Raw genomic sequence first — 10,179 nt, forward strand, 5'->3', positions numbered from 1 at the left:
TGTTGGATTGTTGATTGGTGTGGTTTTGTATCTTTGAGGGTGGGGGCATGGAAGAGAAGGAGCTTGTAGGAGGGCTTTACGCCCTTTCAGGGCGAATTAAAAGGTTAGGGGCGCTGTTGAAGCCGCGGGATATCGGTGTGGGGTGAAGCTTTTGTTATGGGGGAATATTTATGCGGTGGAAGGTGGAGGGGTGATGAACTTGGGGGCTGGTGGATTGTTTTTAGCCGTGGGGGGATATTTTTGAGAAAAGGAAGGGGAGCTGTTGGATTGTTGATTGGTGTGGTTTTGTATCTTTGAGGGTGGGGGCATGGAAGAGAAGGAGCTTGTAGGAGGGCTTCACGCCCTTTCAGGGGCGAATTAAAAGGTTAGGGGCGCTGTTGAAGCCGCGGGATATCGGTGTGGGGTGAAGCTTTGTTTTTTCAGTTCATTGGGAGATAGTGTGAAAAAGCATTTGTATGTATGTGGGCTTAAGATTTGTTGGCTGGTCCCAATAATTGGATGACGTGCCCCATTTTGCGGTGGGGGTGAACAGTGCTTTTGCCATATAAATGGATCGAGGTGTGCTCTTGCTTCAGAAAATATTTTAACGTGCTAAAATTGTTACCAAGAAGATTGGTCATTTGGCAATCGCTATGGCGATAGGGACTGCCTAAGGGAAGTCCGCAAATAGCACGGATATGCTGTTCAAATTGTGAAGTTATGCATGCCTTTTGTGTCCAATGACCAGAATTATGGACACGCGGCGCTAATTCATTCACTAAAAGATGACCATCCGTTAAGACAAAAAACTCAATACAAAGAACACCAACATAATCGAGGGCATCCATGACTGTTAAGCTGATTTCTTGAGCTGCTTTTTGCACGTCAAGTGGTATATGGGATGGAACAAAGGATTTATGAAGAATTCCGTGTTTGTGTTGGTTTTCAGGGCAATCATAAAAAATATGTTCCCCTTGTTTTGTGCGGGCAGAAAGAACCGAAATTTCCGATAAAAAAGGAACTATTTCTTCCAAAATACAAGGCTGTTCCTGAAAAGTCCTTAAGGCTTCGTCAAGGGTTTGTTCATTGGGGTGATCAAGCTTGATCTGGTTTTTTCCGTCATAACCAAAACGACGCGTCTTTAAAAGACCACGTCCGCCTAAAGTATCAAGAGCGGAAAGAAGAGAAGAAGAATTGTCAATAGCGTGCCATGACGCGGTGCCAATCCCTTGATCACGCAAAAATTGCTTCTCAAAAAGTCGATCTTGTGTGATCTCTAATGCTTTGGAAGAAGGATAAACAGGCTTACTCTTTTCTACATATTGAACCGTTTGAAGAGAAAGATTTTCAAATTCATAGCTGACAACATCACATTGAGAAATAAAATGATCTAAAGCTGATGTATCGTCATAGGAGGAAACAATATGGTTGTTTGCTGTTTGAGCGGCTGGGCAATCGGCCTCAGGGCAAAAAATAACGGTTCGAAATCCTAATTCTGCGGCCGCTATGGCGAGCATCCGTGCTAATTGTCCGCCCCCGATTAAACCAATGACGCTGCCTGGAGGTAACATGGTGGAGGGAGTGGCGTTGGAGGAGAGAGTGGCGTTGGCTGAAGGGGTGGCGTTGGAGGAGAGAGTAGTGTTGGCTGAGGGGGCGGCGTTGGCTGAGGGGGCGTTGAAAAACGGTGCCATTTTAAACCTCCGTTACAGGCGTTTGGGCGACATTGGCTGTTTGTTGTTGACGCCAATCTTCTAATCGTTGGGCGAGATCATGGTCATAAACGGCCATAACGGCTGCGGCTAAAAGTGCTGCATTAATTGCGCCTGCTTTGCCAATTGCTAATGTGCCAACGGGTATCCCTGCTGGCATTTGCACGATTGAAAGCAAAGAATCTTGACCAGAAAGAGAATGAGAATGCACTGGAACGCCAAAAACAGGAAGAGGAGTAAGGGCTGCTAACATACCTGGAAGATGCGCTGCACCCCCCGCTCCGGCAATTAAAACTTTAAACCCTGCTTCTTTTGCTTCTTTTGCAAATTGATAAAGGCGTTCAGGAGTTCGGTGTGCTGAGACAATATGCGAACTATGAGAAATACCAAGACTCGTCAAAATATCTGCACTATGGCACATCGTTTGCCAATCCGATTGGCTCCCCATTAAAATCGCGACATCACATGATTTTTTCATCATTCACTATCCTTTTCAAAGGTTCAATGCGATTCTTTATCATTATTTTTTTAAAGTTTTATATTCTCTTTGCAAAGCCAATTGATGACAGAGAAACAGTTATTTTTCAAATAAGGTGGAAAGCTAAAAATTTAAAGGGGGAGACCAAGAGATGAAAAACTAAAGTATTGAAGGCATGAAGCACTTCTTTTTTTGGGGGGAGATGAATTTTGAGGAGAGGTGTTAAGGGGTGGTGTTGGATCCATGAGGCTGTTAAGCTTGCGGCATTGTAAAAGGGAAAAATATATTGGGAAAAATACATTGATTATAAGTTTTTTAAAAAAATGTCTTACTTTTTATTTGCTAAAATAAACAAGATCACCATATGATATAAAATCTGTTGCAATTTGAAACATTGCTTATGAGAAAAAGAGATTTTTATGGCGAAAATGCGTTGCAAAGTGAGGATATTCTTTTGAGAAATAAGGATATTCTTTTGAGAAATAAAGAGATGTATATCTCTCGATTTCAAAGCCTATTTATTTTGTTGTTCAAGTGATTCTTTTGTGAGTGGGGGGATATAATCTTTATAATTGTCAATATATATTTAACAATGGCTGATATTAAGGGGAAGCGAATAATCAACGCTTTTGTGCTTTTAACGCTTTTGTTGCGATCTGTTTCTTAGCGATTATATCGTTTTTTCCCTTAAATATAATGGCAATATCAATCGCGAATGACGAATTGTGAATAATAAATCCATGGTCTCTTTTTTGCCCAATTTTGTAATATGGTGAATGCTGAAATAAATAAGAGTTAAACAACGGATGTAAAGGAGATTTAAAAGCTATGTTTCTTCCATTTTTAATCGCTTTAGGTACTGCTGTAACGACTATGTGTGGTAAAAAAAATATAAGTTATGCTTTGTGGGCAATTTTATTCGTTGTCATTCTTCTCACTTTCAATCATCACGCAACTTCTACTTTAAATTTATCTTTTTGAGAGAATAGCCATGGAACATGTTGAACAAAAAAACCCTCACTTCGTCATCTTTATGAATACGCTAGGACTCTTTGGGTTATCCATTGTCTTGGTGGTGGCTTTTTATTATCAATTGGTAAAGTTTGAGTTACCTTGTCCCCTTTGTTTGCTGCAGCGCGTTGGATTGATACTGGCAGGTTGTGGGTTCTTGCTCAATATTCACCATAAGGTGAAAAATACCCATTATGGTATGGTTATTCTCGGTTGTATGGTAACCAGTGCTGTGGCAGCACGACAAGTGTTTTTGCATATCACACCCGATGATTTAGGATATGGTTCAACGTTCTTTGGATTGCATTTTTATACTTGGGCTTTCATTATTTCTGTCCTTTGTATCTTTGCTGTCTCATTTGTCATGATTTTAGGCGAATTGGCACACAAGTTCAAAGAATTTTCTCCTTTTCCAGTCTTGAGTAAAGCAGCAAGTTTCTTATTTGTATTTTTGATTGCGGCAAATTTGATTTCTACCATACTGGAATGTGGTGGTGGGCAATGTGCCGATGATCCTGTAAGGTATGAGTTGTTATCAAGTTGGTTCCCTTCATAGTTTCGAATTTGTTTAATAATCCCTCATCGTAATTTTTATTGTTAAAGAGGCGGAATATTTAAAAATCCGCTTCTTTTTTATTTATTGGGAAGACATTTTAGCAAGATTGTTCGATAATCTGATCTTTTATACTAACGCTGGCTTTTATGAGCGCTGGCGATTGATATTTTTTTAGCGAAGATTTGTACTGTGCACCTTTTATGCTGTCTTTTGAGAGAGATGAAGGGATTGATTGGCTTGGAGGCGTTTGTAGAGAAGCCCCGGACTGCTGAGCCACGTGGGTTAAGAAGCCTCGTTTTTTAGAGCATTAACGATAAAAATTTTTTGTTCTTGATTTTTCGTAACATTGTGTTAAATAAGTTTTTGTATTCATTTTGGTGCTTCTAAAGTGTTTTTATTGCTTCTAGAGGGATTAATTTAAAATTTTGAAAGTTATGTGAATAATTTTCTGGAGAGGTTTGTTTATTAGAGGCAAACCTTTTTTTTTATCTAACTTTTAGATGTTTTCTTTCAGTGTGAAGCCTTTTTTGAGAAAAAGGTAAGCGTCTTGATGATGCCTCTTTTTTTATTAATATATTGATTTATAATGATAAATAACCATTTTTAACATAAAGCACTTCGCTGAATATAATAAAAATTTCTCATCACCAGTTCTCTTATATTAAATCAATTAAAATTACTTGCTTGTACATCATAAGCGGGGGGCATGTGGGGCAAAACTGTACAAGAAAGGCATGCCTTTAATGAAGAGTCTCTTGAACCGAAGGCTGTCTGCAACATTGGGAGCTGGCAGAGTTTTTGTGATGATGCCAGCCTCGTTCTTCCATAAGCGTAAACTTGTTTCTCCATAAGCGTAAAGATAAGGGGGCTGAAAGGATTTTATACACTTCATGGGGGCTTTAACCATTCCTTTACGGGCGGCGTTTTGCAAAATGGGTGTGACGAGCGTTGAGAGATCTTTCTTTAAAATAAGCGTGTGAATATGCAACGCAAGTCTATTCCTTTTGGTGCGTTTTATATTACGAAAAAATATTGACTTATAAGGATAAGTTATCGTTGCGAATGTTGAATGAGAAAAACGAAAAGCTTCTCTCATCTCAAACTTTCTTATAGTCAATTAATTAAATGTACTCTTCTACGTTACAAAAAGCACTGGATGTAAATAAAAATTCTTTTAAAAGTCGTAAAATGCTTTTTACAACCCCTTTTGATGGCTAGAATTTGTCGAAAAATTTTATGCTGGTCAATACAAATAATAGGGCAGTTTATATCTATGATTTAAGTGAAAATAGGGGGGATTTAGATGAAAAGGGAGGCGAGATTTTAATGACAGTTGTTGAATACGTTATTGTGTAATGCATTTTTTACAGATTTTCTGCTTTCTGTAAATACGTAAAAGCGTAAAAACGGAAATATGTAAAAAAGGAAGCTGGGACTTTATGCGTGGTGTATGATTTTATCATGGCATGGAATGTGGAGAGAATAGAGGGGGTGGGGTGAAGAGGCGGGGGTGTTGAGGAGAGAGGAGAAGAGAGTGTGGGGATGAAGAGGTGGGGGTGTTGACGAGAGAGGAGGGTGTGGGGGTGAAGAGTTTATGAAGGGAAGGGGGAGTTGGGATGAAGCGAGGGAGGGGGAGTTGGGATGAAGAGGCGGGTGTGTTGACCAGAGAGGAGAGAGGGGGTGGGGAAAGTTGCTTTTGAAGTGAGATTGACCGGTGCTTTGTGTGATCTTACTTTAGGATAGCGAAGGGGCAAGAATATTTTAAAATAGGACGTATCTGTCGCGTTTGATGAAATAATCTCGTTTGAGGGTGGTGATCTGAAGTGCTTGGGGGAGATTGGCTAGGCAAGAAGCTGGGTTAATACTATTGTTTATAGAGTGGCGTGGGGTGGAAGTTTCATTTGGCTTTATTCTGTGAATCTGTAAAAGCGTGAAAACGTATATTCGTGAAAAAGGAGTAGAGGATTTGAGCATTGTGTATGCTTTTGGCATGGCATGGAATGTGGTGAGATAAATGGGGAAAGAGTTTCTGTGAATGGAGTGGTAAGCTGGGATGAAGCGAGGGAGGGGAAGTTGGGATGAAGAGGCGGGTGTGTTGACCAGAGAGGAGAGAGGGGGTGGGGAAAGTTGCTTTTGAAGTGAGATTGACCGGTGCTTTGTGTGATCTTACTTTAGGATAGCGAAGGGGCAAGAATATTTTAAAATAGGACGTATCTGTCGCGTTTGATGCAACATCATTCTTTGTGGTGTTGTGATCTGAAGTGCTTGGGGGAGATTGGCTAGGCAAGAAGCTGTATTGTTGACAAACCTATGTTTACAAAGTGGTGCGAGGGGAATTTGAAAGTTTCATTTGGCTGCTTTCTGTAAATGTGGAGAAGCATCAAAACGTTGATCCGTAAAATGTAAAATGATGCGGAGGATTTATGCTTTGTGTGCGCTTTTGCTTAATCAGAAATCAACCACAAGATTGCTTTTTGTTTTTTCGGCTGGAGCTCTCTAAAATTTTTCAAAAGTGAATGTTCTTTTTCGCTGTATGTTTCTTGATCATAGTGTGAGGCATTTTTTTCTACTGAGACATCTTCTTTTGTCACAATGTCTGCATAAAAAAAGCTCATGGGAACTTGTAGTTTTTGGGCGATTTTGAGTAAACACCCTGCGCTTACACGATTGAAGCCTTTTTCATATTTTTGGATTTGTTGGAAACTGACGCCTAAATAGTTTCCTAATGCTTTTTGAGAAAGCCTCATGGCAATTCTTCTTTGACGAATTCTTTTGCCTATCAAAATGTCGATAAAATTTGGATTTTTGGTTTGCACTTCAAGCCCCCCTCCGGTTGCGAGCGCCCTCGCATTGGTATTCCGGGAGTCTAAAAGTACTGAGCTTAATCAGCTTTTTGCTTTTAGTGCGGAAACGCACCTGGACATAGCAAAATCTCCCGGAATTCCGGGATACCCGCAATGCGGGATAAATTTATGTATTAAGCTTTCGGGCTTTTAGCTCCCTATTTGATCGTTGCGTGGACGATCAAAAACACGTGCTTATCAATAAAGTAATTTCAGGAGATTGGCAAGAAAAATCAAAATAATCTCAAAGACTATAAGATTGGGTACTTTTTAAAAAAGTGCGAAATATGGATTATAAATCGCGTTTTTTTGCTATCAAAATATCGATAAAATTTGGATTTTTAGTTTGCACTTCAAGCCCCCCTCCGGTTGCGAGCGCCCTCGCATTGGTATTCCGGGAGTCAAAAATACTGAACCTAAATCAGCTTTTTGCTTTTAGTGCGGAAACGCACCTGGACATAGCAAAATCTCCCGGAATTCCGGGATACTCGCAATGCGGGATAAATTTATGTATTAAGCTTTCGGGCTTTTAGCTCCCTATTGGTCGTTGCGTATACGACCAAACTTACACTTTAAGTGATAAAGTAATTTCAGAAGATTGGCAAATAAAAATAGTTTTTATTTATAAACTTTATTTTTTAATGAGAGGCTTTCCGCCTCTCAAACTCTCCGGAACGCTCACCAAAATCATGAGATCAGACCCGCGTTTAATGAGGGGACTAACAATCCTAGGTTCTTAAGGTCAAGGAGACCATTACATGGCGCCTAACGGCGTCCTTGACCCAAGAACTTAACGGCTTGTTTTGTCCCTCTCACGCGGCTCCGAAATCATGATTAGAAGGGGAGCTTATAGGGGTGGTGATATCCGGCATATCAATTTATCAACGTGTTTTTTTAGAGTGTGATGAATATTTTAGGCTGGATTTTTTTGTCGCGTTTGATGAAATAATCTCGTTTGAGGGTGGGTGATCTGAAGTGCTTGGGGAGATTGGTTAGGCAAGAAGCTGGGTTAATACTATTGTTTATAGAGTGGCGTGGGGTGGAAGTTTCATTTGGCTTTATTCTGTGAATCTGTAAAAGCGTGAAAACGTATATTCGTGAAAAAGGAAAGGCTTTATGTTGTTAGGGGCGTTGTGGTTAATGATACGCAATGTATGGGAATCGTGTTTTCGAAGGTAGGGAGAGCAACATAAATGAAAGGAGTGGCTTAGAGGAAATGTGTGGAGAGAGGGAAAATGGGGCAAGGGTGTACGGGAATACATAGAGTGTGGAGGGGGGCGGTGAAGCATGTTGTGAATGGTGTGTGAAGAATGGACAAGGTTTTGAAAAAAGGAGGGGGCTTTTGGTGTGGGGAGTGGTGTTTATCTGAAGGGCGCATGTTTAAGGTGTGGAAGGCGGAAGGTGAGGAAAAGTTGGAGGGAGGAGGATTGTTTGTAAGTTGTGGAGGGATTAGTCAGAGGTATTGGGAAAATGCTTTAGGGGAAAAATTAGCGTAATTTCTTGTCATACTGAAACCAAAATCATCATAAAAATTGAAGGAAATTAGCGGGTAAAATTGGTGGAGAGAAAGTTTTGATTCTTAAGGTGTGAGGTGATGTTTTTTGAGAACATGAGAGAGTAAACTTGAAAAACCTTTCCCTTTTTGTGGAATTTTTATTCACAAACTTAAGAAAATAGGGTATGAACGCTGGAAATAACGCGCAGCTTAACAAAATATGTGCACTGTAAAGGAAATGTTTGTTTATGTCAAAAGAAGAAGTTTTAGAATTTTCTGGTATCGTTACTGAACTCTTACCTAACGCGATGTTTCGTGTGAAACTGGAAAATGATCATGAAATTATTGCCCATACCGCTGGTAGAATGCGGAAAAATCGTATACGGGTGTTGGCCGGTGATAAAATCATGGTGGAAATGACACCTTATGATTTGACAAAAGGGCGTATTACATATCGCTATAAGTAGCCTCGTGGGTGGCTTGTGCTTTTTTCTAAAAGCTATCATATTATTTCTATTATTTTTTAACAGTTTTTTAGTTTGCTTTTCATGAGTGAAAAAAGGGAAGTATTTGAAGGTCCTTGAAAAACTGTAAAATCAATGCAAAAAAAGGATAAGGAGATTAATGGTGCTTAAAAGGGGGTGCTTAAAAAGGGGCCGCGTAAAAGGGGGTGCGTAAAAGGGGGGTGAGAGGGAAGTCAATTGTGAAGGGGTGGAAATGAGAAATATAAGAGAGTGGGGGGAAAAACGTTTGGCAGATACTCTTACAGAAGAAATTCATTTGGTGCTTGCCTCCGCTTCGCCAAGGCGTTTAGCGCTCTTGGCACAAATAGGGATTGATCCGCAGCAGGTTTATGCAAGTGATATTGATGAAACACCAAAATTAAAAGAACATCCTGCAAAGCTTGCCAAACGTTTGGCAAAAGAAAAAGCGCTGAAAGCCCAAGAGATTTTGCGCTGGTACAGTCAGAATGGTCAAGACGAGTTGCAGAATGGTCAAGAAAAATTACCTGGACAGAAAATGATTATCTTAGCGGCTGATACGGTGGTGGCTGTGGGGCGGACCATTCTCCCCAAACCAGAAAGCGAGGATGAGGCTTATGAATGTTTACGATACCTTTCTGGGCGTTCGCATAAGGTCTATGGCGCCATTTGTGCGCTCAATGAACATGGAAAAATAACCGTAAAATTGGTTGAAAGTCGTGTCCGTTTTAGACGCTTAACCTCTGCCATGATGAAGGCTTACCTTGCTTCAGGAGAATGGCAAGGGAAAGCGGGTGGCTACGCTATCCAAGGAAAAGCCGGTGCTTTTGTTGTCTATATCAGGGGATCTTATTCTAATGTTGTGGGATTGCCTTTGGCTGAAACAGCCGATCTCTTGATCGCTTATCACTATCCACTTTTCACTCACTGGGCTGAAGAAACGCATTAGAAAAACTGTAAGGCAAGTTCAATGCAAGGTGAAAAGCAACAAAAAGAGAAAAAAAATGAAAAAAAAGGAACAGAAGAAAAGTTAATGAACGAGCAGAAGACAAAGGTGCGCCAAGAACAAAAAGAGCTAAATTTGCAAAAAGAGACCCGTCCTCCGCATCCTTGTCCTATTTGTGGTCAAATGTCACAAAAATCTTCATATCCTTTTTGTTCCACACGGTGCCGAGCCATTGATCTTAATCGTTGGCTTTCAGGCTCTTATATTTTACCGCCTCCTCCACAGAAAAGTGATGAAGAAGAATAAAGGGGGCTTCCTCTTGAGAAGAGGACGCTCAGAGCGTTTTTTTGTGTGGGAGCTAAAGGAAGGCGCGCGGGATTATCCTATATCAATGGATTCAAGAGCTGGATTAACGGTTTGGTTATTGTCGTCATTCGCAAAGACGCAGATTAAGTTCAATCAACGATGGAAGTTTTAATACATATCTAAGACTTATCCCCAGTGGTTTCCATGGATAATTATAAATTGCCTTGTTACAGGAAGGTCGATAGTGCTTTGTTGCAGGAAGGTCGTTGATGCTTTTAGGGTGTGAGAAAAAATTGATCATCTAATCAGTATTGCTAAGGAAAAAGAAGGGGGGCGTGTTTTGGTGCAAAGAGGTGGGGCAATAAAAAATCGCT

At 40.4% G+C, this 10,179-nt stretch carries 11 protein-coding genes; 8 read left to right on the plus strand and 3 right to left on the minus strand.

Features of this window, described 5'->3' with window-relative positions; genetic code table 11:
- Positions 1 to 135: 135 nt before the first annotated feature.
- A complete protein-coding gene (locus tag ACFILY_RS06460) occupies positions 136 to 297 on the plus strand; it encodes a hypothetical protein (RefSeq protein ID WP_375673298.1) in 162 nt (53 codons plus the stop codon).
- Between the two features lie 170 nt (positions 298 to 467).
- Here the strand turns inward: ACFILY_RS06460 and ACFILY_RS06465 are convergent, their stop codons facing one another.
- Complete coding sequence (locus tag ACFILY_RS06465) at positions 468 to 1,670, minus strand: 5-(carboxyamino)imidazole ribonucleotide synthase (RefSeq protein WP_375637693.1); 1,203 nt, start codon at positions 1,668 to 1,670, stop codon at positions 468 to 470.
- A 1-nt stretch (position 1,671) separates the two neighbouring features.
- Complete coding sequence (gene purE, locus ACFILY_RS06470; RefSeq protein ID WP_273790836.1) at positions 1,672 to 2,169, minus strand: 5-(carboxyamino)imidazole ribonucleotide mutase; 498 nt, start codon at positions 2,167 to 2,169, stop codon at positions 1,672 to 1,674.
- An 825-nt stretch (positions 2,170 to 2,994) separates the two neighbouring features.
- Between purE and ACFILY_RS06475 the strand changes: the two genes are divergently transcribed.
- The 3 genes from ACFILY_RS06475 to ACFILY_RS06485 all read left to right on the plus strand — a co-directional run bounded on the left by ACFILY_RS06475 (position 2,995) and on the right by ACFILY_RS06485 (position 4,562).
- Positions 2,995 to 3,147: a DUF5993 family protein gene (locus ACFILY_RS06475; RefSeq protein WP_273790835.1), complete on the plus strand. Its 153-nt coding sequence runs from the start codon at positions 2,995 to 2,997 to the stop codon at positions 3,145 to 3,147.
- 10 nt (positions 3,148 to 3,157) lie between these two features.
- Complete coding sequence (locus ACFILY_RS06480) at positions 3,158 to 3,733, plus strand: disulfide bond formation protein B (protein ID WP_375631463.1); 576 nt, start codon at positions 3,158 to 3,160, stop codon at positions 3,731 to 3,733.
- Between the two features lie 706 nt (positions 3,734 to 4,439).
- Positions 4,440 to 4,562: a hypothetical protein gene (locus tag ACFILY_RS06485; protein ID WP_375637694.1), complete on the plus strand. Its 123-nt coding sequence runs from the start codon at positions 4,440 to 4,442 to the stop codon at positions 4,560 to 4,562.
- Between the two features lie 1,615 nt (positions 4,563 to 6,177).
- On the opposite strand, the gene ACFILY_RS06490 is transcribed toward ACFILY_RS06485, so the two are convergent.
- Positions 6,178 to 6,549 carry a helix-turn-helix domain-containing protein gene (locus ACFILY_RS06490; protein ID WP_375637695.1) on the minus strand — a complete coding sequence of 124 codons (372 nt, stop codon included), beginning with the start codon at positions 6,547 to 6,549 and terminating at the stop codon, positions 6,178 to 6,180.
- Positions 6,550 to 7,886: 1,337 nt separating this feature from the next.
- Here ACFILY_RS06490 and ACFILY_RS06495 point away from each other — a divergent pair.
- The 4 genes from ACFILY_RS06495 to yacG all read left to right on the plus strand — a co-directional run bounded on the left by ACFILY_RS06495 (position 7,887) and on the right by yacG (position 9,805).
- The gene (locus ACFILY_RS06495) at positions 7,887 to 8,072 is read left to right on the plus strand and encodes a hypothetical protein (RefSeq protein WP_375637696.1); all 186 of its coding nucleotides are present in this window, start codon (positions 7,887 to 7,889) and stop codon (positions 8,070 to 8,072) included.
- A gap of 247 nt (positions 8,073 to 8,319) precedes the next feature.
- Positions 8,320 to 8,538 carry a translation initiation factor IF-1 gene (gene infA / locus ACFILY_RS06500; protein WP_004857577.1) on the plus strand — a complete coding sequence of 73 codons (219 nt, stop codon included), beginning with the start codon at positions 8,320 to 8,322 and terminating at the stop codon, positions 8,536 to 8,538.
- A 250-nt stretch (positions 8,539 to 8,788) separates the two neighbouring features.
- Entirely contained in the window at positions 8,789 to 9,502 is a 714-nt protein-coding gene (locus tag ACFILY_RS06505; RefSeq protein ID WP_273790830.1) for a Maf family nucleotide pyrophosphatase, read from the plus strand.
- 21 nt (positions 9,503 to 9,523) lie between these two features.
- Positions 9,524 to 9,805, plus strand: coding sequence for a DNA gyrase inhibitor YacG (gene yacG, locus ACFILY_RS06510; RefSeq protein WP_273790829.1), 282 nt, complete (start codon positions 9,524 to 9,526; stop codon positions 9,803 to 9,805).
- The last annotated feature ends 374 nt before the right edge of the window (positions 9,806 to 10,179 follow it).

The sequence above is a fragment of the Bartonella sp. CL25QHWL genome (genome assembly GCF_042195335.1).
Lineage (GTDB): Bacteria > Pseudomonadota > Alphaproteobacteria > Rhizobiales > Rhizobiaceae > Bartonella.